Consider the following 22,251-nt stretch of genomic DNA (forward strand, 5'->3'; position numbering starts at 1 on the left):
CCCGAGCGGCCCGGCCGCCGCCCGCAGCCATGAAGCATTCCCTGATCCCGCCGGGCCTGGTGTTCGGCGTCGCCCTCGTCGCCGCGTCCGGGGCGGCGGCCCAGACCTTCCCCGTCACCGTGGACAGCTGCGGCAGCCCGATCACCTTTGCCGCGCCGCCGCAGCGGGCGCTGATCCACGACCTCAACATGACCGAGATGGCGCTGTCGCTCGGGCTGCAGAAGCGCATGGTGGGCGTCAGCGGCATCTCCGGCTGGTACAAGTCGCGCCCCGAGGTCGACAAGGCCCTGGGCGGCATCCCGGAGATCGCCGCCCGGCAGCCCACGCTGGAGAACATCCTGGCGGCCCGGCCGGACTTCTTCTTCGCCGGCTGGAACTACGGCATGAGCGTGGGCGGTGACGTCACGCCCACGGTGCTGAAGCGATACGGCATCCCCACCCTGGTCCTCGGCGAGAGCTGCAACCATGTGGACAAGACCCGACCCCGCGCGTCGATGGAGCTGCTCTACGGGGACTACATCAAGCTCGGCACGATCTTCGGCAAGGAGGCCGCCGCGCGGGCGCAGGTGGACGCATGGAAGCAGCGCGTCGCGCGGCTGCCGCGGGCGCCGGGCGGCAGGCCGACGCGCGTCTTCCTGTACGACTCGGGCGAGGACCGGCCGCTGACCGCCGGCAGGTTCGCCATGCCTACCGCGATGATCGAGGCGGCCGGCGCCCGCAACGTCATGGACGACCTGGACTCCAGCTGGGCCACGGTGTCCTGGGAGGCGGTGGCGGCGCGCGACCCCGAGTTCCTCGTGCTGCTGGACTACCGCAACGACGGCGGCGCCGCGAAGCTGATGCAGTTCCTGCAGCAGCACCCGCTGATGCGGCATGTCGATGCCGTCCGGAACCGGCGTTATGTGGCGCTGCGCTATGAAGAGCTGACCCCCGGGCCGGCCAATATCGGCGCGCTGGAAAAGATGGCGAAGGCGCTGGCCCGATGAGGACGCCGATGCGCCGGGTCCCCGGCCTGCTCCTCGTGCTGGCCGGCCTCGCCACCGCCTCGGTCCTCGTCGGCGCCACGCCGGTGAGCCTGGCGCAGGTGGGGCATGCCCTGCAGCTGCTGATGGGCGGAGCCGATGCGGCGGGCTATTCGATGGCGGACCGCATCGTCGTGGATCTGCGCCTGCCGCGCATGCTGCTGGCGGTGCTGGTGGGCGGCGGGCTGGCCGTGGTCGGCGCGCTGCTGCAGACGATCACGCGCAACGAGCTGTCCGACCCCTTCCTCTTCGGCCTCTCCTCCGGCTCGGCCGCGGGGGCGGTGGCGGTGATCACGCTGAGCGGCGAGATCGCCGGCGCGATGGGCCTCTGGACGCTGCCGCTGGCGGCCTTCGCCGGCGGCATGGCCTCGGTGGCCGTGGTGCTGGTGCTGCTGCGCCGGCTGCGCAGCCACACGCCCGAACGGATGATCCTCGCCGGCCTGTCGGTGTCCTTCCTGTTCACCGCGCTGACCTACTACCTCGTGTTCCTGGGCGACCAGCGCGCGGCGCAATCGGTGCTGTACTGGACCCTGGGCGGCCTGGGCGCAGCGCGCTGGGACAGCCTGCCGCTGCCGCTGGCCGGCCTGCTGCTGCTGGGTGGCTTCGCCTGGCGCAAGCGGCCGGCGCTGGACGCGATGCTGGGCGGCGAGAACACGGCCCACAGCCTGGGCATCGACCCCCAGCGCCTGCGCATCGAGGTCTTCATCGCCTGCGCCTTCGCCACCGCCTGCTTCGTGGCGGTGTCCGGCGTGATCGGCTTCATCGGCCTGATGGTGCCGCACCTGGCCCGCCAGCTGGCCGGCGCGCTGCATCGCGGCCTGCTGCTCCTGTCGCTGCTGATCGGCGCCGCGCTGCTGCTGGCCAGCGACCTGCTGTGCCGCGTCGTGCTCGCGCCGCAGGAGCTGCCGGTGGGCATCGTCACCGCCAGCGTCGGCGCGCTGTTCGTGATGAACCAGCTGTTCAACAAGCACGGGGACGCCGCATGAAGGCGCCGTCCCCCATCCCTTCGTCCCAAGGAGCCATCCCCATGCAAGAGACCCGCAAGATCCCCGCCACCATCGTCACCGGCTTCCTGGGCAGCGGCAAGACGACGCTGCTGCGCCACCTGCTGACCCATGCCGGCGGCCGGCGCATCGCCGTCATCGTCAACGAGTTCGGCGAGCTGGGCATCGACGGCGAGCTGCTGCGCGGCTGCGGCATCGGCTGCGACGAGAGCGGCGAGGCGAATGGCCAGCTGTTCGAGCTGGCCAACGGCTGCCTCTGCTGCACCGTGCAGGAAGAGTTCGCGCCGGTGATGGAGCAGCTCGCCGCGCGGCGCGGGCAGATCGACCACCTGGTGATCGAGACCTCCGGCCTGGCCCTGCCCAAGCCGCTGGTGCAGGCCTTCCAGTGGCCGGCGCTGCGCCATGTGTTCACCGTCGATTCGGTGATCACCGTGGTGGATGCGCCGGCCGTGGCCGCCGGCGATTTCGCGGACGACCCGGTGGCCGTGGACGCCCAGCGCCGCGCCGACGAGAACCTCGACCACGACTCGCCGCTGCACGAGCTGTTCGAGGACCAGCTCGCCACCGCCGACCTGGTGATCGTCCACAAGACCGACGGCATGGACGCCGCTGCGCTGGCCGGCGTCGAGGCCGCGATCCGCGCGGAGGCGCCGGCCGGCGTGAAGCTGGTGCAGGCCCAGCACGGCCGCATCGACCCGGCGCTGCTGCTGGGCCTGGAGCGCGCGGTGGAGGACGTGATCGACCAGCGCCGCACCCATCACGACGAGGAGGAGGACCACGACCACGACGCCTTCGACTCGGTGTCGCTCTCGCTGGAGGTCGGCGACCGCGACACGCTGCTGCGCGCCCTGGCCGCGCTGGTGGAGCGCCACGAGATCTACCGCGCCAAGGGCTTCGTGGCGCTGCCGGGCGCGGCGATGCGCCTGGTGGTGCAGGGCGTGGGCCGGCGCTTCGACAGCTACTTCGACCGCGCCTGGCGCAGCGGCGAGGCGCGCGCCACGCGCCTGGTGCTGATCGGCGACCACCTGGACGCGGCGGTGCTGCAGCGCGAGCTGTCCGCGGCGCTGCAGGCGGCTCGCGAGGCATAGGCCGCCATGCACCTGCTTTCCACCCGCCCCGGCGGCCATGTCGAGGACGATGGCCTCGGGGTGGTGCGCGTGGCGCAGACGCCGGGCGAGATCGTCGTGCTCAGCGCTGCCGACTCCACGCTGTCGCTGCTGGCCGACGTCGCCGCGGGGCTGGGCGCCGGCTACCCCAGCGTGCGCCTGGCCAACCTGATGTGGCTGCGCCAGCCCGCCAGCACCGACCTCTACCTGGACGAGGTGCTGCGCCATGCCCGCGTGGTCGTCATCGACCACCTCGGCAGCCCGGCCGACTGGGCCTATCTGGTGGAGCAGGCCATGGGGCTGGCCCGCGCGCGCGGCCAGTGGCTGGCGATGTTCTCCGGCGACTTCGGCGAGGACCTGCAGCTGCTGCTGCGCAGCACCGCCTCGCAGCAGGACTGCCGCCACCTGTGGCGCTGCCTGCGCGAGGGCGGGCGCGACAACGCGGCCAACTTCTTCGCCCTGATCGGCCATGCGGCCTTCGGGATCGGGCCGCGGCCGGCCGCGCCGGTGCCGCTGCCGCCGGCCGTGCAGTACCGGCCCGGGGCCGCCGCGCCGTGGCGGCCGGATGCGCCCGTCGCGCTGCTCGTGTTCTACCGGGCGCACCTGCAGTCGGGCAACACGGCGGCCTTCGACGCGATGCTCGCGGCCCTGTCCGAGGCGGGCCTGAACCCGCTGGCGCTGGCCGTCGATTCGCTGAAGACCGCGGCCAGCCTGGCGCTGCTGCAGTCGCTGGCGCGCGAGCACCGCGTGGCCGTGGTGCTGAATGCCACCAGCTTCGCCGTGTCCTCGCTGGAAGGCGGCGATGGCGATGCCGCGGCGCCGGCGCTGGCCGGCGACGCGCCGGTGCTGCAGCTGATCACCGCCGGCTGCGCGCAGGACCAGTGGCAGGCCGACCCGCACGGCCTGGCCCCGCGCGACATGGCCATGCAGGTGGTGCTGCCCGAGGTGGACGGCCGCATCGGCACCCGCGCCATCAGCTTCAAGGGCCTGGAGCGCCGCTGCGAGCGCACCGAGGTGGACGTGGTGGGCTACCAGCCCGAGCCGGAGCGCATCGCCTTCGTGGCGGAGCTGGCGCGGCGCTGGTGCGTGCTGCGCGAGAAGCCCGCGGGCGACAAGCGCATCGCCCTGGTGCTGGCCAACTATCCGAACGACGACTCGCGGCTGGCCAACGGGGTCGGCCTGGACACGCCGGCCTCCACCGCGATCATCCTGCAGGCGCTGCGCGAGGCCGGCTACGCCACCGGCGAGCTGCCGCCGGACGGCAGCGCGCTGATGGCCGACCTGAGCCGCGGCGTCACCAACGATCTCGAGGCCAACGACGCCCGGCCCGCCGGCCAGAGCCTGGCCATGGCCGACTACCTGGCGGACTTCGAGGCCCTGCCGGTCGCGAGCCGCGATGCGGTCAACGCGCTGTGGGGCCCGCCCGCGCAGGACCCGATGGTGCGCGCCGGCCGCTTCATGATCTCGGGCCGGCGCTACGGGCAGGTCTTCGTGGGCAACCAGCCGGCGCGGGGGCGCGACCTGGACCTGGTCGCCAGCTACCACGATGCCGACCTGGTGCCGACCCACAACTACCTGGCCTTTTACTTCTGGTTGCGCCGCGTGTTCGCGGCGGACGCGGTGGTCCACGTGGGCAAGCACGGCAACCTGGAGTGGCTGCCCGGCAAGAGCGTGGCCCTGGGCGCCGCCTGCTGGCCGGACGCCATCCTCGGCCCGCTGCCGCACCTCTACCCCTTCATCGTCAACGACCCGGGCGAGGGCAGCCAGGCCAAGCGGCGCACGCAGGCCGTCATCATCGACCACCTGATGCCCGCGCTCACGCGGGCCGAGACCTACGGCCCGCTGCAGGTGCTGGAGCGGCAGATGGACGAGTATTACGAGGCCCTGTCGCTGGACCCGCGCCGCGCCCGGCGCCTGCGCGCCGAGATCCTGGACACGGTGCTGCGCGAGCAGCTCCACCGGGAACTGGGCTTCGAGCCGCCGGCCGACGACGCCGCGCGCGAGCGCCTGCTGGGCCGGCTGGACGCCTATCTGTGCGAGATCAAGGAGTCGCAGATCCGCGACGGCCTGCACATCCTCGGCCGCTCGCCGCAGGGCCGGCAGCAGACCGACACGCTGGTGGCGCTGGCCCGCTTCCCCGGCGGCAAGGCCAGCGGCCAGGAGAGCCTGCTGGTGGCGCTGGCGGCGGACCTGGCGCTGGGCGATGTCGACGTGCTGAGCCCCGACTGGGGCCGGCCATGGACCGGCCCGCGCCCGGCGGCGCTGCAGGCCGCGAGCAGCGAAGCCTGGCGCCACATGGGCCACACGCGCGAGCGGCTGGAGCTGCTCGCCGCGCGGCTGGTCGACGCGGCGCAGCCGCTCGACCCGCACGCCTGGCCGCGCACGGCGCCCGTGCTGCAGCGCATCGGCCTGACGCTGCGCCCCCGGCTGGAAGCCTGCGGCCCCAACGAGATCGCCCAGCTGCTGCGCGGCCTGGCCGGCCGCTTCGTGCCCGCGGGCCCCAGCGGCGCGCCTTCGCGCGGCCGGCCCGACGTGCTGCCGACCGGGCGCAATTTCTACTCGGTGGACACCCGCGCCGTGCCCACGCCCACCGCCTACGCGATGGGCGCCGCCGCGGCCGAGCGGGTGATCGAGCGGCACCTGCAGGACCACGGCAGCTTCCCCTCGGCGGTGGGCCTGTCGGTGTGGGGCACCAGCACCATGCGCACCGGCGGCGAGGACATCGCGCAGGCCTTCGCGCTGCTGGGCGTGCGGCCGAAATGGGCGGCGGGCAGCACGCGCGTGGTGGACGTCGAGGTGCTGCCGATGGCCATCCGCCAGCGCCCGCGGGTGGACGTGACGCTGCGCGTGTCCGGCTTCTTCCGCGATGCCTTTCCGAACGTGATCGACCTGTTCGACACCGCCGTGCGCGCCGTCGCCGCGATCGACGAGGCCGACGAGCCGGACGAGGTGAACCCCGTCCGCGCACGGGTGCGGCGCGAGGCGGCGCAGGCGCGTGCCGGCGGCCTCTCCGCGGACGAGGCCGAGCGCCAGGCCACCTGGCGGGTGTTCGGCCCGCGCCCGGGCGGCTACGGCGCGGGGCTGCAGGAACTGATGGCCAGCGGCCGCTGGAACGACGGCGCCGACCTGGCCCAGGCCTACCTGCGCGCCGGCGCCTTCGCCTATGGGCAGGACGAGCACGGCAAGGCCGCCCGCGGCAGCTTCGAGCAGCGCCTGGGCGGCCTGGATGCCGTGCTGCACAACCAGGACAACCGCGAGCACGACATCCTCGACTCCGACGACTACTACCAGTTCCAGGGCGGCATGGCGGTGGCGGTGGAGCAACTGGCGGGGCGGCCGGCGGCGCTGTACCACGGCGACTTCAGCGTGCCGGGCGCGCCGCGCATCCGCACGCTGGGCGAGGAACTGGCCCGGGTGGTGCGCTCGCGGGCCGTCAACCCGAAGTGGCTGGCGGGCGTGAAGCGCCACGGCTACAAGGGCGCCTTCGAGATCGCCGCGACGGTGGACTACCTGTTCGCCTTCGACGCCACCACCGGTGCCGTGGACGACCACCAGTACGCGCTGGTGGCCGACGCCTACCTGCACGACGAGGACACCCGCGCGTTCATGCAGCAGTACAACCCGCTGGCGCTGCGCAGCGTCGGCGAGCGCCTGCTCGAGGCGATGGACCGCGGCCTGTGGGCCGAGCCGGGCGAGCAGCGCGAACGCATCGAGGCCCATCTGCTGTCGCTGGAGCAGCGGCTGGAGATCCATGACTCCGAAGACCTGCAATCGAGAAAGGGCGCCGAGCAATGAGCGCTGCCATCCGACCCGCCGCCGCACGCGCGGCCTTTCCCTTCACGGCCCTGGTGGGCCAGCCGGCGTTGCAGCGCGCGCTGCTGCTGGCGGCCATCGACACGGGCGTCGGCGGCGTGCTCGTCGGCGGGCCGCGCGGCACGGCCAAGTCCACCGCGGCGCGTGCGCTGGCGGCCCTGCTGCCGCAGGCGCCGTTCGTGACGCTGCCGCTGTCGGCCAGCCTCGAGCAACTGGTCGGCACGCTGAACATCGAGGAGGTGCTGCGCGATGGCCGCGTGCGGCTGGAACCGGGCCTGGTGGCGCGGGCTCACGGCGGCGTGCTCTACGTGGACGAGGTCAACCTGCTGCCCGACGCGCTGGTGGACGCGCTGCTGGACGTGGCCGCCAGCGGCGTGAACACGGTGGAGCGCGACGGCATCTCGCAGCAGCATGCCGCCCGCTTCGTGCTGGTCGGCACGATGAACCCGGAGGAGGGCGAGCTGCGGCCCCAGCTGCTGGACCGCTTCGGCCTGTCGGTGATGCTGGACAACCCCCGCGACGCCGGGCTGCGCCAGGCCATCCTGCGCACCCGGCTGGCCTTCGACGAGGACCCGCAGGCGGTGCTGGCCGCGCATGAGGCGGAGCTGGCAGGCCTGCGTGACCGGGTGTCGGCGGCGCGTGCCGCACTGCCGGGCCTGGCCTGGCCGGACGCCGTCCTGGAACACGCGGCCCATGCCGCGCTGGCGGCCGGGGTGGACGGCATGCGCGCCGACCTCGTGATGCTGCGCGCGGCCCGCGCCCTCGCCGCGCTGGAAGGGCGCGGCGAGGTCACCACCGGCGATGTCGACGCCGTGGCCGATCTCGCGCTGGCCCATCGCCGCGCCGAGCCCTCCGTGCCTGCGCCGTCGCCGGCGACCCGCGCGCCGAGCCCGCCGGCGCCGGCCCGCCAGGCACCGCAGGCCGAAGGCGACTGGGGCGCCTTGCCCCCCGAGCCGGTCGGCACGACCCGCATCGCATCGATCGGAGCCTGGCCGCCAAAAAAAGCCTGAGCCACCCCGGCCGCCTGCGCCAGACGGGCAGCGGCGGCCGGCGGTGGCGCGACCAGCCCCAGGCGCCCCGGCTGGCGTGGCTGCCCACGCTCGCAAGCAAGGGCCCGCAGCCCCTGCGGCGCGAGCACCTGCGCTACCGTCCCGAGCCGCGCCGCCCGACGCGCCTGCACCTGATCGTGCTGGACACCTCGGCCTCGATGCGCCGGGGCGGCCGCCTGGCCCGGGCCAAGGGCTACGCGGCGCGGCTGATCGAGCAGGCGGCGCAGGCCGGCGACCGGGTCGCGCTGATCAGCTTCGGCGGCGCTGGCGTGGAGCTGCTGCTGCCGCCGTCGCCGGCGCGTGCGGCGGCCGGCGTGCGCGTCAGGCAGCTCGGCGGCGGCGGCGGCACGCCGCTGGCGGCGTCGCTGCGCGAGGCCCAGCGCCTGCTGCAGCGCGAGCAGCGCCGCGACGGCGGGCGGGCCGGCTCGCACTGCTGGCTCTGGCTGCTGACCGACGGCCGCACGCTGGAGCAGCCGGCCGCGCCGCCGGCCGCCGGGACCCTCGTCATCGTCGATCTCGAGTCGGCCGCGCGGCCCCTGGGCCGCTGCGCCGCCTGGGCCCGCCAGTGGGGCGCCGAGCTCCGATCCCTCTGAAACCTCAAGCGTCGTCCACGCCATGTCCATGTCTCCCACCGAACTGCTGATCTGCACCACCTGCCGTCCGCCCGGCGCATCCCGCAGCGAGCCCGCCGCGGGCGAACTGCTGCTGGAGGCGGTTCACATCGCCCAGCTGCAGGACGACGCGGGCCGCCATGCCCCGGTGCGCGTGCGCGGCATCGCCTGCCTGAGCGCCTGCTCGCGCGCCTGCTCGGTGGCACTGCAGGCGCCGGGCAAGCACAGCTACCTGTTCGGCGATCTCGCGCCCGATGCGGCGACGGCCGAACAGCTGCTCGCCTGCGCGGGCCTGCATGCCCGCCACGCGGACGGCCTGATGCAGCGCAACGAGCGCCCGGAGCGCCTGCGCAGCGGCATCCTGGCGCGCCTGCCTCCCTTCGAAGGCTGAGCGCCCATGGATCGCATGACGACGCCGCGTTCCCCGCACCGGCCGGCGCTGCGCGCGGCGATGATCAGCGCCCCGGCCTCCGGCCAGGGCAAGACCAGCGTCACTGCCGCGATCGCCCGTTCCGCGCGGCGGCGCGGCCAGCGGGTGCGCGTGTTCAAGACCGGGCCGGACTTCCTCGATCCGATGGTGCTGGAACGGGCCAGCGGGCGGCCGGTCTACCAGCTCGACCTGTTCATGGCCGGGCGCGAGGGCTGCCGCGCGCTGCTGGCCGAGGCGGCGGCCGAGGCCGAGCTGATCCTGGTCGAGGGCGTGATGGGCCTGTTCGACGGCGACCCGAGCAGCGCCGACCTGGCGCGCGAGTTCGGCCTGCCGGTGCTGGCGGTGATCGATGCCTCGGCCATGGCGCAGACCTTCGCCGCCGTGGCCACCGGGCTGCAGCGCTTCCGCGGCGACGTGGCGGTGCGCGGGGTCGTGGCGAACCGCGTGGCCGGGCCGGGGCATGCGCGCCTGCTGGCTCCGGGCCTGCCGGCCTCGCTGCCGCTGCTGGCGGCCCTGCCCCGGTCGGAAGCGCTGCGCCTGCCCGAGCGCCACCTGGGCCTGGTCCAGGCCATGGAGCTGCCGCAGCTCGACGCCCAACTGGACGCCTGGGCGGATGCCTGGGATGCCGCGACCCAGGGGGCCGGGTGGGGCGGTTTCGACGTCGATCCGGCGTTCGGCCTGGCAGCGGCGATGCCCGATGCCTTCGAGCCGCTGGCGGGCAGGCGGGTGGCGGTGGCCAGCGACGCCTGCTTCTCCTTCATCTATCCGGCCAACCTGGACTGCCTGCGCCGGCTCGGGGCCGCCGTGCAGCTGTTCTCGCCGCTGGCGGGCGAGCCGCTGCCGCCGTGCGACGCGTTGTGGCTGCCCGGCGGCTACCCCGAGCTGCATGCCGCCAGCCTGGCAGCCAATGCCGCCTTCTTCGCGGCGCTGGCGGCTCACCTGGCGGCCGGCAAGCCCCTGCTGGCCGAATGCGGCGGCATGCTGGCCCTGCTGCAGGGCTTGACCGACGGTCAGGGCCGTGTCCATCGCATGGCGGGCCTGATGCCGGGGCAGGGTGCCATGCAGCCGCGCCTGGCCGCGCTGGGCCTGCAGGCGATAGCCTGGCCGGAAGGCCCGCTGCGGGGCCACAGCTACCACCACTCGACGCTGCAGACGCCGCTGGCCGCATGGTCACGGGCGACGAACCCGAACCAGGGCGCCACGGCCGAGGCGCTCTACATCCATGGCAGCCTGCGGGCCAGCTACGTCCACCACTACTTCCCGTCGAACCCGGAGGCCGTCGCGGCCTTCCTGGGCGGCGGCCCGAGCCCATGAACGACGCGCAGCACCGGTTCAGCGAGGAGGAGCGGGAGCTGGTCTACCGGCTGATCGCACTGCGGCGCGACACGCGGCATTTCCAGAGCGGCGCGCGGGTCGACGAGGCGGTGCTCGCGCGCCTGCTGCGGGCCGCGCACCAGGCGCCCTCGGTCGGCCTGATGGAGCCCTGGCGCTTCATCCGGCTGCGCGACGCGGCCCTGCGGCGGCAGGTCCACGCCCTCGTCGAGCAGGAGCGCGCTGCCACGGCGGCGGCGCTGGGCGAGCGCGCCGCCGAGTTCCTGCGGCTCAAGGTCGAGGGCCTGCAGGACTGCGCCGAACTGCTGGCCGTGGTCCTGCCGCCCGACGACGGCACCGTCTTCGGCCGCCGCAGCATGCCGCGCGAGATGGCCCTGTGCTCCGCCGCCTGCGCCATCCAGAACCTGTGGCTCGCGGCCCGCGCGGAACACCTCGGCATGGGCTGGGTCTCGATGTTCGACCCCGGGGCGCTGGCGGCGCTGCTGGGCCTGCCCGCCGGCGCCACGCCCATCGCGCTGCTGTGCCTCGGGCCAGTCGATCGCTTCTACGAGCAGCGCATGCTGGAGGCGGAGGGCTGGCGGCTCGGCAGGGGCGCAGCCGATCCCGCCATGCCGCTGTGGTCGGACGACCGCTGGCCCTGATCGATGACCGGGTGGGGCTGCCGCCCCGCCCATACCCGCTCGCCCCCGACGAACACGAACAGCTCGCCCGGCGCCATCGCCGTCCACGGTTCGTCGTGGGTCAGGGGCTCGGTGGCCAGCAGGGTCATGCGGTCGCCGGGACCGTTGGCGCGGCTGAGGTCCAGGCTCAGGTCGGCGTCCACCAGGCGCACATGGGCGAAGGGATGGCGGCGCGTCAGCCAGTGCAGCCGCGTGCTGCAGTGGGCGTAGATGGCGTGGCCGTCGGTCAGCAGGAAGTTGAAGGTGCCGTGCCCGCTCAGTTCCTCCGCCAGCGCGGCGAGGACCGGGGCCAGGTCTTGCCAGCCGGGCAGTTCGGGGCTCGCGTGGAAGTGCTCGTCGAGCTCCTGCATCAGCCAGCAGAAGGCGGCCTCGCTGTCGGTGCTGCCGACCGGGCGGTGCCGCGCATCGAGCGCCGGCGCGAAGCCCTTCAGGTCGCCGTTGTGGCAGAAGGCCCATTGCCGGCCGCGCCACTGGCGCTGGAAGGGGTGGCAGTTGGACAGCTGCACGGGGCCCTGCGTGGCCTTGCGGATGTGGGCCAGGATCGAGGTGGCCAGGATCGGGTGCTCGCGCAGGAAGGCGGCCAGCGGCGAGCGGCTGGCCGGCGCGTCGTCGATGAAGACGCGGCAGCCGTTCTCGCCATGGAAGGCGATGCCCCAGCCGTCGGCATGGTCGCCGGTGTGGCCCCCGCGGGAGGAGAAGCCCGTGAAGGCGAAGGTCACCGCGCTGGGCGCGTTGCTGTTCAGGGCGAAGAGCTGGCACATGGTCCGAGACTAGGGCCGGCGCGGGCCGCGTGGAACGAAGCAAATCGAGCAAGCTTCTGCGCTCTCCTTTGTTGGCGGCGCGGCGGGGCGGTGCCAGCATCGATCTCCCTACCCATGACAGGAGTGACCCGATGGCCGCAGTCCGCCAGACCGAGTACGAGATCCACCCGCAGTTCACCGCCCGCTGGAGTTCGCGGGCCTTCACCGGCGAGCCGATTCCCGAGGCCACGCTGCTGGCCTTCATCGAGGCTGCGCGCTGGGCGCCTTCGGCCTTCAATGCCCAGCCCTGGCGCTTCGTCTACGGCGTGCAGGAGACCCCGGGCTTCGAGGCGATCTTCGGTGCGCTGAACGAGTTCAACCAGGGCTGGGCGCGGCGCGCGTCGGCGCTGATCGCGGTGCTGTCGGCCACGCGCTGGCAGGCGCCCGGCAGCAGCACCGCCGCGGACTTCCCCAGCCACAGCCTGGACACCGGCGCCGCTTGGGGCTACCTGGCCCTGCAGGCGCAGGCGGCCGGCTGGAACGCCCACGGCATCGGCGGCTTCGACCGCCAGAAGCTGCGCGAGGCGCTGGCGGTGCCGGCCGAGTTCCACATCGAGGCGGTGGTGGCGATCGGCCGGCAGGGCGAGGACAAGTCCTTCCTGCCGGAGTCTCTGCAGGCGCGCGAGCAACCCAGCCCGCGCAAGCCGCTGGCCGAGATCGCGGCGGCGGGGCGCTTCAGCTTCTGAGCAGAACCCGCCGTTCGCCCTGAGCGTGTCGAAGGGCCTGTCGACCCGTACGCCCCAAGGCTTCGACAGGCTCAGCCCGAACGGATTGACACGGCCCACTCCGAACGGCTCGACACTGCGGCCGGCCTGCCGCTTGAGCGTGCCCTCACACCACGAAGAAGTGGTGTGTCCCGTCGCGGCCGAGCTGCTCCACCAGGCCGAACTCCCAGTCGAGATAGGCCTGCATCGCGGCGGCGGCGTTGTCGGTGCCCTCGTAGGGGCGGCGATAACGGTCGATCCGAGCTGACAGCAGCGCCGTCTCGCCGGCCTCGACCGGCAGGCCGGCGGCGACCCAGGCGGCGGTGCCGCCCTCCAGCACGAAGACGTCGCTCGACGTCAGCCCCGCGATGTCATCCGCCGCGAAGCGGGCCAGCAGGCTGGAGCCGCAGGTCAGCACCAGGCGCCGGGGCGCTCCGAGCTGCGGCAGCAGCGCCGGCAATTGCGAGCGCACGGCGAAGCGCGCGCCGGGGATGTGGCGCCTGACGTAGCTGGCGCTGGCGGTGACGTCGACGAGGACGGTGTCGCCGGTGGCCAGCCAGTCCGCCAGCGTGGCGGGCGAGACGCCGCGCACGGCCGGCGGCGCGGGCTGCGGGGCGCTGTCGGGGCCGGTCTCCAGCGCACCGGCAGGCGGCGCCTCCAGCACCGCCACGTCCCAGCCCATCTGGGCGAGCCAGGAGGCCGTCATCGGCGCGCGCACGCCGTCGCCCTCGTCGCTCAGCACGAGGCGCGCGCCGCGCACCGGCGCGTGCACATCGGTCTCCTGCACCAGCTGGCCGCCCGGCGCGCCGCGAAAGCCGGGGCGATGGCCGGCCGCGTACTCCTCGGGCGTGCGCACATCGAAGGCGTAGGTGGTGCGGCCCGTCTCGGCCTGCCATCGAGCGAGCGTGGCCGCGTCGATCACCTCCACGCCGGCGCGCCGCGCGACATCGCCGGCCGCGTCGCGCGCCGCCTCCGCATGCGCCGGGCGCAGCGCCGGCCCGAAGCGCCGCTGCGCCCCGTGCTCCAGCGCCTGCCCGGCCAGCGTCCAGCCGATCGTGCCGTTGCGCAGCGCGGCCACCGGGTTGGGCAGGGCGGCGTTGACCAGCGACTGCGTGCCGATGATGCTGCGCGTGCGGCCGGCGCAGTTGACGATCACCAGCGTGGCCGGATCGGGCGCCAGCTCGCGGGCGCGCAGCACCAGCTCGCCGCCGGGCACGCTGGTGGAGCCGGGGATGTTCATCGTCTGGTACTCGTCGAAGCGGCGCGCGTCGAGCACGACGACGTCGCTGCCGGCCTCCAGCAGCCCCTGCACCTCCTGCGCCGACAGCGAGGGCGTGTGCCGCCGCGACTCGACCAGCTCGCCGAAGGACTTGCTCGGCACGTTGACGTCGCGGAACAGCTCGCCGCCGGCCTCGCGCCAGCCGGCCAGGCCGCCTTCGAGCGCCTTCACGTCGGTGTAGCCCAGGGCCCGCAGCCGCTCGAGGGCCGGCGCCACCAGGCCCTCGCCATCGTCGTAGACCACGATCGGCGTGTCGCGCCGCGGGATGCGCCCCCAGGCCTCCAGCTCGAGCCGCGACAGCGGCAGGTTGGCCGCCCACAGCGGGTGCGCCTGCGCGAACGGGTCTTCCTCGCGCAGGTCGAGCAGGGCGATCTCCCGGCGGGCGATCAGGGCGGCGCGGACTTCTTCGGTGGATGCGGTCTGGGTCATGCGAGTGGCTTCATTCATTCATTTGTTCAGGAATCGAGCGGCGAATAGCCGGAGACGAAGGGCTTGCTGCTGCCGTCGGCGGCGTCGTAGACGGAGCGCTTCACGGCGCCGATGTCGGCACCGTAGACATGGATGCTGATCGAGACGCGGTCGTCGTAGGCGTTGTGGACGCGGTGGATGTCTCCGATGGCCGGGGACACCGCCTCGACCTGGCCCGGCTGCAGCAGCGTCGGCGGCCCGGCCGGCACCAGCTCCTTCGGGCCGGTGTAGCGGTAGCCCTGCGAATACTCGGCGCCGCGCAGCATGCCGATCAGGCCCCACACCGTGTGGTCGTGGATCGGCGTGGCCTGGCCCGGCCCCCAGACGAAACTGACGACCGAGAAGCGCCCGGCCGGATCGCGGTGCAGCGCCAGCTGCCGGTAGCGCTCGGGATCGGGCCGCGCGAACTCATCGGGCAGCCAGTCGTCGTGGCTGACGAGATCGGCCAGCAGCCGGGCGCCGCGCTCGCGGATGAGGGGCTCCGGCAGCTGCTCGTCGAGCAGTTGCTCGAAGGCCTGCACGAAGGCCGGGGGAAGAGGGGTGCTCATGGCGTTTCCTTCAGGGGGATCCCAGCGTACCGCGGCCCGCTGCTGGCGTAAATCATGCAATCCGAGCATGCAAATGTGAATTGATTATTTGCTGGGAACATGCCTGCTCCTTACCGTGATGGCATGGACATCAAGATCGAATCCCGTCGTCGCACCTTGCTGCTCGGCAGCGCGGCCCTCTTCGCCCTCGGCAGCGCCCGCGCCGCTCCGCCGGTACTGAAGGCCGGCGACCAGAAGGGCGGCCTGCGCGCGCTGCTCGAAGCGGCCAACGAACTGCAGGGCCTCGCCTACGAGATCCAGTGGACCGAGTTCCCGGCCGCTGCGCCGCTGGCCGAGGCTCTGAACGCGGAGGCCGTGGACTTCGGCCCGATCGGCGACGCCCCGCTGATCTTCGCGCAGGCGGCCGGCGCGCGCATCACCGCCTTTGCGGCCAACCGCTCCGACCCGTACGGCACGGCCGTGCTCGTGCGGCCCGATTCGCCGCTCAGGACCGCGACCGACCTGAAGGGCCGCAGCATCGCCACCAACCGCGGCTCGATCGGCCACTACGTCGCGCTGAAGGCGCTGGCCTCCGCGGGCCTGAAGCCGGATGCCAACACCTTCCGCTTCCTGCCGCCCTCCGAGGCCAAGCTGGCGCTGGCGACCGGCGCGGTCGACGCCTGGGCCACCTGGGAGCCCTACACGGCGATGGCCGAGACGGCGGGCCATGCGCGGGTGCTGGTCAACGGGCGGGGCCTGTCCTCGGGCCTGAGCTACCTGGGCGCCACCGATGCGGCGCTGGCGAGGAAACATGCGCTGCTGCAGGACTTCACCCAGCGGGTGGTGCGCGCGCAGCGCTGGTCGCTGCAGCATGTGCCGGAGTTCTCCGCGACGCTGGCCAAGGTGATCGGCATCACGCCGGAAGCGGCGCGGCTGCAGTTCGAGCGCCGCCAGCAGCGCTGGGTGGCGATCGACGCGCAGGTGCTGGCCGAGCAGCAGCGCACGGCCGACTTCTATCTCGAAGCCGGCCTGCTGAAGCAGGGCCTGGTCGTGAAGAACACCTTCGACACGAGCTTCCCGGTGGTCTGACGGCCGCAGGGATCGCGAAGACCCTGAAGGCGGGTGGGGAACGCGGCTTGCCTACATTGGTCCCATGACCACCGACACCGCGACCTCCCGCCCCGCCGTGCTCGACCTGATCGGCAACACCCCGCTGGTGCCGGTCACCCGTTTCGACACCGGGCCCTGCACGCTGCTGCTGAAGCTGGAGTCGCAGAACCCCGGCGGCTCGATCAAGGACCGCATCGGCGTGGCCATGATCGAGGCCGCCGAGCGCGACGGCCGGCTGAAACCCGGCGGCACCGTCGTCGAGGCCACCGCCGGCAACACCGGCCTGGGCCTGGCGCTGGTGGCGCGTGCCAAGGGCTACCGGGTGGTGCTGGTGGTGCCCGACAAGATGTCGGCCGAGAAGGTGCTGCACCTGAAGGCGCTGGGCGCCGAGGTGCACGGCACGCGCAGCGACGTCGGCAAGGGCCACCCCGAGTACTACCAGGACATGGCCGCGCGGCTGGCGCAGGACATCCCCGGCGCCTTCTTTGCCGACCAGTTCAACAACCCCGCCAACCCGCTGGCGCACGAGACCGGCACCGGCCCGGAGATCTGGGCGCAGACCGGGCACGACGTGGACGCCATCGTCGTCGGCGTCGGCTCCGCCGGCACGATCACCGGGCTCACGCGTTTCTTCCGCAAGGTGCAGCCGAAGCTGGGCTTCGTGCTGGCCGACCCGGCCGGCTCGATCCTGGCCGAGTACGTGAAGAGCGGCACCGTCGGCGAAGCGGGATCGTGGGCGGTGGAAGGCATCGGCGAGGATTTCGTGCCCGGCATCGCGGACCTGGGCGGCGTGGCGCAGGCCTATTCGATCCCGGACGAGGAGAGCTTCGCCAGCGCCCGCGAGCTGCTGAAGCGCGAGGGCATCCTCGGCGGCTCCTCGACCGGCACGCTGCTGGCGGCGGCGCTGCGCTATTGCCGCGAGCAGACCGAGCCGAAGCGCGTGGTCAGCTTCGTCTGCGACACCGGCACGCGCTACCTCAGCAAGGTCTACAACGACCAGTGGATGGTCGACCAGGGCCTGCTGCAGCGCGCCCGCTACGGCGACCTGCGCGACATCATCTCGCGCCGCAGCGAGGACGGCGCCGTGGTCTCGGTGGCGCCGGCCGACACGCTGCTGACTGCCTTCCAGCGCATGCGCCTTGCCGATGTCTCGCAACTGCCGGTGCTGGAGGGCGGGCGCCTGGTCGGCGTGGTCGACGAGTCCGACCTGCTGCTCAAGGTGCATGGCGATGCCGCGCACTTCCGCGATGCGGTGTCCACCGCGATGAGCGCCCGGCCGCAGACGTTGCCGCCCTCGGCCCCGCTGGCCGAACTGCAGGCGGTGCTGGACCAGGGCCTGACCGCCATCGTGGCCGATGCGAGCGGCTTCCACGGCCTGATCACCCGCTTCGACCTCCTCAACCACCTGCGAAGAAAACTGCGATGAGTCTCGATCCCAAGCCGCACCGCTTCGCCACCCGGGCGATCCACGCGGGCCAGTCGCCCGACCCGAGCACCGGCGCGATCATGCCGCCGATCTACGCCACCTCCACCTACGTGCAGAGCAGCCCCGGCGTGCACAAGGGCCTGGACTACGGCCGCAGCCACAACCCGACGCGCTTCGCCTGGGAGCGCAACGTCGCCGACCTCGAAGGCGGCGCCCAGGCCTTTGCCTTCGCCTCGGGGCTGGCCGCGATCTCGACGGTGCTGGAGCTGATCCCGGCCGGCTCGCATGTCGTCAGCGGCGACGACATCTACGGCGGCAGCTTCCGCCTGTTCGACAAGGTGCGCCGCCACAGTGCCGCCCTGTCTTTCAGTTATGTGGATTTCACGCAGCCGGAGAATCTGCTGGCCGCCTTGACGCCGCAGACGAAGCTGGTCTGGGTGGAGACGCCGACCAACCCGCTGCTGAAGCTCGCGGACCTGCGCGCCATCGCCGAGATCGCCCGCTCGCGCGGCCTGCTGATGGCGGTGGACAACACCTTCGCCAGCCCCTTCAACCAGCGGCCGCTGGAGCTGGGCGCGGACATCGTCGTCCACTCGGCCACCAAGTACCTGAACGGCCATTCGGACGTGATCGGCGGCGTGGCCGTGGTGGGCGCCGATACGCGGCTCGATGCGATCCGCGAGCGGCTGGCATTCCTGCAGAACGCCGTCGGCGCGATCGCCGGGCCCTTCGACAGTTTTCTCGCGCTGCGCGGGCTGAAGACGCTGGCGCTGCGCATCGAGCGGCACAACAGCAGTGCGCTGGCGCTGGCGCAGTGGCTGGAGCAGCAGCCGCAGGTGGCGCGGGTGCACTACCCGGGGCTGCCCTCGCATCCGCAGCACGAGCTGGCGAAGCGGCAGATGAAGGATGGCTTCGGCGGGATGATCTCGATCGAGCTGAAGACCGACCTGGCCGGCGCGCGGCGCTTCCTGGAGACGGTGAAGATCTTCGCGCTGGCCGAGAGCCTGGGCGGTGTCGAGAGCCTGATCGAGCACCCGGCCATCATGACCCACGCGACCATCCCGCCGGAGACCCGTGCGCAGCTGGGCATCGGCGACGGCCTCGTGCGCCTGTCCGTGGGCATCGAGGATGTCGAGGACCTGCGCGACGATCTCGCGCAGGCGCTGGCCGCGGTCTAGCAGCTCACGCCGGCCGCCAGACCGGCGAGTCCGCCACGACGACGCGCTTCGGCAGGATCTGCGCCTGCGTGAACTTGTCGGCGATGCGTTGCTGCTCGGCCAGCGCCTCGGCGTCGACCGGCTCGACCCGGTAGCTGCGACGCGCATTGGCCGCCTCGACGGTGGCCGGGTCCAGGCCGATCAGCGGTGCGTTCCATTCGGCCGCCTGCGTCGGGTTCTTCTTGATCCAGTCGCCGGCGCGCTGCAGTTCGGCGTAGACGAGCTTCAGCACGTCCGGCCGGCGCTGCGCGAAGGGCGTGGCGGCGAGATAGAAGCGGCGATAGCTGGAGAACTTCCCGCCGTCGAGCAGGATGCGCGCATTGGACTGGCGCTGCACCGCGGCCAGGAACGGATCCCAGATCACCCAGGCCGCGACATTGCCGCCCTCGAAGGCCGAGCGGCCGTCGGCCGGCGACAGGTAGGCGGGCTCGATGTCCTTGATGCTCAGCCCGTTCTGCGCCAGCGCTTCGAGGATCAGGTAGTGTGCGCCGGCGCCCTTGGCGAAGGCGACCTTCTGGCCCTTCAGCTGCGCGAGGCTGGTGATGGGCGACTCCTTGCGGACGACGATCGCCTGTGCCTGCGGGGAGGGCGTCTCCAGTGCGTAGTAAGTGAGCCGCGCGCCGGCGGCCAGCGCGAAGGGCGGCACCGCGTCGGCCACGTCGGCGCTGAGGTCGATCGCGCCGACGTTCAGCGCCTCCAGCAGCGGCAGGCCCGAGCTGAACTCGTGCCACTGCACGTCGATCTTCAGCGGGGCGAGCGCCTTCTCCAGCAGCCCGCGCGACTTCAGGAAGATCGTCAGCGTGGACGACTTCTGGTAGCCGATGCGCAGGCGTTGTTGTTGTTGCTCGCCGTCGGCGGCCATAGCGCGGTCGGTGGCGAGCGGCAGGGCGGCGCCGGCGATCAGCAGGTGGCGGCGCGACAGGTCATGCATGGATCGATCCTCGTTCGAGTGTGAGGACCGGGAGGCTAGGCTCCACGGCCTCTCATGGGAACGAAGCAAAGCAAGGATCGATATGCGCGGTGGCCGTCAGGCCGCCTGCTCCCGCCGCGCCACGCTGTAGCGGTTCTCCACGAAGGGCAGGCCGAGATGCCCGCGCAGCGTGTCGGCCTCGTACTCGCTGCGGAACAGCCCGCGCTCGCGCAGCAGCGGCAGCACCTCGTCGATGAAGCGCTGGCCGTCGGCCGGTTCTCCGAAGGCGCCGAGGATGAAGCCGTCCGCCGCTTCGTTGCGGAACCAGTGCTCCAGCGCATCGGCCACCGTGGCGGCCGAGCCGACGAAGGGCGAGCGCCGCACCGCGAAGCGCAGCGCCGTCTCGCGCAGGCTCAGGCGCTCCTCGGCGGCGATGCGCTTGATGCGCTCGGCCGCGCTGCGGTAGCCGTTGGCGCCGCGGTCGCCGAGATCGGGGAAGGGCGCGTCGAGATCGTGCGTGGAGAAGTCGTAGTAGTTGAAGGGCCGGCCCAGCTGCACCAGCGCCTTGGCCAGGTCGACGGTGCCGTCGCGCTGCGCCTGCAGCGCCCGTGCGGCCTCGTCGGTGTCGGCGACCAGCGGGGAGATGCCGGGCAGCACCAGCGGGCCCGCGTCGCTGCGGCCGGCGGCGCGGGCGCGCTGCTTGACGTCGCGGTAGAAGGCCTGCGCCTCCTCGAAGCTCTCGTGGCCGGTGAAGATCGCGTCGGCGCTGGTGGCGGCGAGCTGGCGGCCGTCGTCCGAGCCGCCTGCCTGGAAGATCACCGGCTGGCCCTGGCGGCTGCGCGAGATGTTCAGCGGCCCGGCCACGCTGAAGAACTCGCCCTTGTGGTTCAGCGCGTGCTGCCGGTCCCTGTCGAGGAAGACGCCGCTGGCCTTGTTGCGCGGGAAGGCATCGTCCTCGTAGCTGTCCCACAGGCCGCGGACCACGGCGAGGTGCTCGCGGGCGCGACGGTAGCGCACGTCGTGCGCGAAGTGCTCCTCGCGGCCGTAGTTGCCGGCCGCGCCTTCCAGCCCGGTGGTGACGACGTTCCAGCCGGCCCTCCCGCCGCTGATCAGGTCCAGCGAGGCGAAGGCGCGGGCCACGTTGAAGGGCTCGTTGTACGAGGTGGTCAGCGTGCCGGCCAGGCCGATCCTGCGCGTATGCACGGCCACCGCCGACAGCAGCGTCAGCGGCTCCAGCCGGTTCAGGAAGTGGGGCGCCGAATCGGGCGTGATGTAGGGGCTGTCGACGATGAAGACGAAGTCCAGCTTGGCGGCCTCGGCCCGCTGCGCGGCGGCGATGTACCACTGGATGTCGATGCTCGCATCGCCCTGGACGCCGGGCTGCCGCCAGGCTTCGGGCGTGATGCCGGCGCCGGAGAGGATGGCACCGAGCTTGAGTTGGCGCTGGTCTTGGGTCATGAGGGCTCCTTGCTTGGGGAGCCCCATGCTAGGCAGCCGGGACGGTCCTGGAAACTATGCGATTCGTATATGAACAGTCGGCATTTGTATTATAGATCAGCATGAACATGCGAGCGCAAGCCGATCGCCAGCGGGTAGATCGCCAGCGCGGTGAGCGCCGTGGCCAGCGTGGCGCCCTGCGCGCCGATGTGGTCGCCGAGCAGGCCATAAAGCACCGGCGCCACCGCGCCCGCGCCGATGGTGCCGGTGTAGAACAACGCGAAGGCGCGCTCGGTCGCATCGGCGGGCACCAGTTCCGGCACCGTCCCGTAGAGGACGGACGAGGTGCCGTTGAGCATCACGCCCAGCAGCGGCAGCAGCACCCAGGTGAGCGGCAGCGGGCTGAGCATCACGCCGATGATCAGCGCTGCGGTCCCGCCCTCGGTGGCCAGCACCGTGCCGATCACGCCCGCGCGCGCGCCCAGCCAGCCGCAGGCGAACTTGCCCGCCGCGCCGCCGATGAAGACCAGGGCCAGCGCGGTGCCGACCATCGGCGTCGTCGCGCCCTTGGCCTTCAGCAGGAAGGGCAGGAAGGTCAGCAGCCCCATGCGCACCGCGGTGTCCAGCACGCCGATCGCGAGCAGCAGGCGGAAGCCCCGGCTGGCCGGCGCCTTGCGCATCGGCTCCGTCGCATCCCTGGCCGGCGCCTGACTGCGCGGTCGCGAAGCCGGCATGAAGAGCGCGATGACAAGGGCGACCGCGGCGCCCAGGCCCGCCATCAGCCACAGCCCATGGCGCCAGGGCATCACCGTGACCAGCAGCGCGATCAAGGCCGGCAGGGCCGCCTTGCCCAGGTCGCCGGAGAAGTTGTAGAGGCCCAGCGGCCGGCGCGCATCCCGGCCGTAGGCGCGCGACACGGCGCCCGAGGCCAGTGGATGCTGGGTGCTGGACCCGCAGCCGGAAATCGCCAGCGCCGCGCACAGGCCCGCCAGGCTGCCCGACAGCCCCGCCACGGCGTAGCCGATCGCGGCCAGCAGCGTGCCCGCCGCCAGCACTGCCTTGCTGCCCCAGCGCTGCGCCGCGCGGCCGGCGGGAATCTGCAGGCTGGCCATCGTGCCGGCGTAGATGCCCCGCAGCATGGCCAGCGCGCCGTAACCCAGCCCGAAGTCCGCCTGCCAGATCGGCAGCAGCACGTAGACCATGTCGGTATAGCCGTCGTGCAGCGCGTGGGCGATGCAGGAGAACCAGAGCACGCGGGTGCGCGTGGCGCTGGCGGGCGGGGCGATGGGCCGGGGTGAGGAGGAGGAGTCGGTCGCGTCCATGGGC

At 72.9% G+C, this 22,251-nt stretch carries 19 protein-coding genes; 13 read left to right on the plus strand and 6 right to left on the minus strand.

Going from position 1 to position 22,251, the window contains the following annotated elements:
* The first annotated feature begins 29 nt into the window (after positions 1-29).
* From B0W88_RS17155 to bluB, 9 genes are all read left to right on the plus strand, one after another.
* Positions 30-986 (plus strand): ABC transporter substrate-binding protein, encoded by a 957-nt coding sequence (locus tag B0W88_RS17155; RefSeq protein ID WP_077035864.1) that lies wholly within the window; start codon positions 30-32, stop codon positions 984-986.
* Positions 983-2,008, plus strand: coding sequence for an iron ABC transporter permease (locus tag B0W88_RS17160; RefSeq protein ID WP_077035865.1), 1,026 nt, complete (start codon positions 983-985; stop codon positions 2,006-2,008). Before B0W88_RS17155 ends, B0W88_RS17160 begins: the two co-directional genes overlap by 4 nt.
* Positions 2,009-2,049: 41 nt before the next feature.
* On the plus strand, positions 2,050-3,114 hold the full coding sequence (gene cobW / locus B0W88_RS17165) for a cobalamin biosynthesis protein CobW (protein WP_077035866.1): 1,065 nt from the start codon (positions 2,050-2,052) through the stop codon (positions 3,112-3,114).
* A gap of 6 nt (positions 3,115-3,120) precedes the next feature.
* Positions 3,121-6,927 carry a cobaltochelatase subunit CobN gene (gene cobN / locus B0W88_RS17170; protein WP_077035867.1) on the plus strand — a complete coding sequence of 1,269 codons (3,807 nt, stop codon included), beginning with the start codon at positions 3,121-3,123 and terminating at the stop codon, positions 6,925-6,927.
* Positions 6,924-7,955: an ATP-binding protein gene (locus B0W88_RS17175; RefSeq protein WP_077035868.1), complete on the plus strand. Its 1,032-nt coding sequence runs from the start codon at positions 6,924-6,926 to the stop codon at positions 7,953-7,955. The genes cobN and B0W88_RS17175 overlap by 4 nt, the downstream gene beginning before the upstream one ends.
* 176 nt (positions 7,956-8,131) lie before the next feature.
* Entirely contained in the window at positions 8,132-8,587 is a 456-nt protein-coding gene (locus B0W88_RS17180; protein ID WP_233151744.1) for a VWA domain-containing protein, read from the plus strand.
* Positions 8,588-8,609: 22 nt separating this feature from the next.
* Positions 8,610-8,996 (plus strand): DUF1636 domain-containing protein, encoded by a 387-nt coding sequence (locus B0W88_RS17185; protein WP_233151745.1) that lies wholly within the window; start codon positions 8,610-8,612, stop codon positions 8,994-8,996.
* A gap of 6 nt (positions 8,997-9,002) precedes the next feature.
* Positions 9,003-10,349: a cobyrinate a,c-diamide synthase gene (locus tag B0W88_RS17190; protein ID WP_233151746.1), complete on the plus strand. Its 1,347-nt coding sequence runs from the start codon at positions 9,003-9,005 to the stop codon at positions 10,347-10,349.
* Complete coding sequence (gene bluB, locus B0W88_RS17195; RefSeq protein ID WP_077035870.1) at positions 10,346-11,008, plus strand: 5,6-dimethylbenzimidazole synthase; 663 nt, start codon at positions 10,346-10,348, stop codon at positions 11,006-11,008. Before B0W88_RS17190 ends, bluB begins: the two co-directional genes overlap by 4 nt.
* On the opposite strand, the gene B0W88_RS17200 is transcribed toward bluB, so the two are convergent.
* Positions 10,912-11,808, minus strand: a complete 897-nt coding sequence (locus tag B0W88_RS17200) for a class II glutamine amidotransferase (protein WP_077035871.1) — start codon at positions 11,806-11,808, stop codon at positions 10,912-10,914. The genes bluB and B0W88_RS17200 overlap by 97 nt on opposite strands.
* Before the next feature lie 131 nt (positions 11,809-11,939).
* On the opposite strand from B0W88_RS17200, the gene B0W88_RS17205 reads away from it, so the two are divergent.
* The gene (locus tag B0W88_RS17205; protein ID WP_077035872.1) at positions 11,940-12,533 is read left to right on the plus strand and encodes a nitroreductase family protein; all 594 of its coding nucleotides are present in this window, start codon (positions 11,940-11,942) and stop codon (positions 12,531-12,533) included.
* A gap of 145 nt (positions 12,534-12,678) precedes the next feature.
* Here the strand turns inward: B0W88_RS17205 and B0W88_RS17210 are convergent, their stop codons facing one another.
* Complete coding sequence (locus tag B0W88_RS17210; RefSeq protein ID WP_198937859.1) at positions 12,679-14,277, minus strand: rhodanese-related sulfurtransferase; 1,599 nt, start codon at positions 14,275-14,277, stop codon at positions 12,679-12,681.
* A gap of 8 nt (positions 14,278-14,285) precedes the next feature.
* Positions 14,286-14,846 carry a cysteine dioxygenase gene (locus tag B0W88_RS17215; RefSeq protein ID WP_077035874.1) on the minus strand — a complete coding sequence of 187 codons (561 nt, stop codon included), beginning with the start codon at positions 14,844-14,846 and terminating at the stop codon, positions 14,286-14,288.
* A 123-nt stretch (positions 14,847-14,969) separates the two neighbouring features.
* On the opposite strand from B0W88_RS17215, the gene B0W88_RS17220 reads away from it, so the two are divergent.
* The 3 genes from B0W88_RS17220 (at position 14,970) to B0W88_RS17230 (ending at position 18,539) form a co-directional block, all read left to right on the plus strand.
* The gene (locus B0W88_RS17220; protein ID WP_077035875.1) at positions 14,970-15,914 is read left to right on the plus strand and encodes an ABC transporter substrate-binding protein; all 945 of its coding nucleotides are present in this window, start codon (positions 14,970-14,972) and stop codon (positions 15,912-15,914) included.
* 64 nt (positions 15,915-15,978) lie between these two features.
* On the plus strand, positions 15,979-17,361 hold the full coding sequence (locus B0W88_RS17225) for a pyridoxal-phosphate dependent enzyme (RefSeq protein ID WP_077035876.1): 1,383 nt from the start codon (positions 15,979-15,981) through the stop codon (positions 17,359-17,361).
* Positions 17,358-18,539, plus strand: coding sequence for a PLP-dependent aspartate aminotransferase family protein (locus B0W88_RS17230; protein ID WP_077035877.1), 1,182 nt, complete (start codon positions 17,358-17,360; stop codon positions 18,537-18,539). Before B0W88_RS17225 ends, B0W88_RS17230 begins: the two co-directional genes overlap by 4 nt.
* Before the next feature lie 4 nt (positions 18,540-18,543).
* Here B0W88_RS17230 and B0W88_RS17235 read toward each other — a convergent pair whose 3' ends face one another.
* From B0W88_RS17235 to B0W88_RS17245, 3 genes are all read right to left on the minus strand, one after another.
* Positions 18,544-19,509: an aliphatic sulfonate ABC transporter substrate-binding protein gene (locus B0W88_RS17235; protein ID WP_083748843.1), complete on the minus strand. Its 966-nt coding sequence runs from the start codon at positions 19,507-19,509 to the stop codon at positions 18,544-18,546.
* A 96-nt stretch (positions 19,510-19,605) separates the two neighbouring features.
* Positions 19,606-20,946, minus strand: a complete 1,341-nt coding sequence (locus B0W88_RS17240) for an LLM class flavin-dependent oxidoreductase (RefSeq protein ID WP_077035878.1) — start codon at positions 20,944-20,946, stop codon at positions 19,606-19,608.
* 89 nt (positions 20,947-21,035) lie between these two features.
* Positions 21,036-22,247: an MFS transporter gene (locus B0W88_RS17245; RefSeq protein ID WP_077035879.1), complete on the minus strand. Its 1,212-nt coding sequence runs from the start codon at positions 22,245-22,247 to the stop codon at positions 21,036-21,038.
* Positions 22,248-22,251 lie beyond the last annotated feature (4 nt).

It is taken from the genome of Pelomonas sp. KK5, from assembly GCF_001984095.1.
Taxonomy (GTDB): Bacteria; Pseudomonadota; Gammaproteobacteria; order Burkholderiales; family Burkholderiaceae_C; genus KK5.

Coding starts and splice junctions, on each gene's coding strand:
- B0W88_RS17155 (WP_077035864.1), top strand. CDS start 30: ATGAAGCATTCCCTGATCCCGCCGGGCCTGGTGTTCGGCGTCGCCCTC.
- B0W88_RS17160 (WP_077035865.1), top strand. CDS start 983: ATGAGGACGCCGATGCGCCGGGTCCCCGGCCTGCTCCTCGTGCTGGCC.
- cobW (WP_077035866.1), top strand. CDS start 2,050: ATGCAAGAGACCCGCAAGATCCCCGCCACCATCGTCACCGGCTTCCTG.
- cobN (WP_077035867.1), top strand. CDS start 3,121: ATGCACCTGCTTTCCACCCGCCCCGGCGGCCATGTCGAGGACGATGGC.
- B0W88_RS17175 (WP_077035868.1), top strand. CDS start 6,924: ATGAGCGCTGCCATCCGACCCGCCGCCGCACGCGCGGCCTTTCCCTTC.
- B0W88_RS17185 (WP_233151745.1), top strand. CDS start 8,610: ATGTCCATGTCTCCCACCGAACTGCTGATCTGCACCACCTGCCGTCCG.
- B0W88_RS17190 (WP_233151746.1), top strand. CDS start 9,003: ATGGATCGCATGACGACGCCGCGTTCCCCGCACCGGCCGGCGCTGCGC.
- bluB (WP_077035870.1), top strand. CDS start 10,346: ATGAACGACGCGCAGCACCGGTTCAGCGAGGAGGAGCGGGAGCTGGTC.
- B0W88_RS17200 (WP_077035871.1), bottom strand. CDS start 11,808: ATGTGCCAGCTCTTCGCCCTGAACAGCAACGCGCCCAGCGCGGTGACC.
- B0W88_RS17205 (WP_077035872.1), top strand. CDS start 11,940: ATGGCCGCAGTCCGCCAGACCGAGTACGAGATCCACCCGCAGTTCACC.
- B0W88_RS17210 (WP_198937859.1), bottom strand. CDS start 14,277: ATGAATGAAGCCACTCGCATGACCCAGACCGCATCCACCGAAGAAGTC.
- B0W88_RS17215 (WP_077035874.1), bottom strand. CDS start 14,846: ATGAGCACCCCTCTTCCCCCGGCCTTCGTGCAGGCCTTCGAGCAACTG.
- B0W88_RS17220 (WP_077035875.1), top strand. CDS start 14,970: ATGGACATCAAGATCGAATCCCGTCGTCGCACCTTGCTGCTCGGCAGC.
- B0W88_RS17225 (WP_077035876.1), top strand. CDS start 15,979: ATGACCACCGACACCGCGACCTCCCGCCCCGCCGTGCTCGACCTGATC.
- B0W88_RS17230 (WP_077035877.1), top strand. CDS start 17,358: ATGAGTCTCGATCCCAAGCCGCACCGCTTCGCCACCCGGGCGATCCAC.
- B0W88_RS17235 (WP_083748843.1), bottom strand. CDS start 19,509: ATGCATGACCTGTCGCGCCGCCACCTGCTGATCGCCGGCGCCGCCCTG.
- B0W88_RS17240 (WP_077035878.1), bottom strand. CDS start 20,946: ATGACCCAAGACCAGCGCCAACTCAAGCTCGGTGCCATCCTCTCCGGC.
- B0W88_RS17245 (WP_077035879.1), bottom strand. CDS start 22,247: ATGGACGCGACCGACTCCTCCTCCTCACCCCGGCCCATCGCCCCGCCC.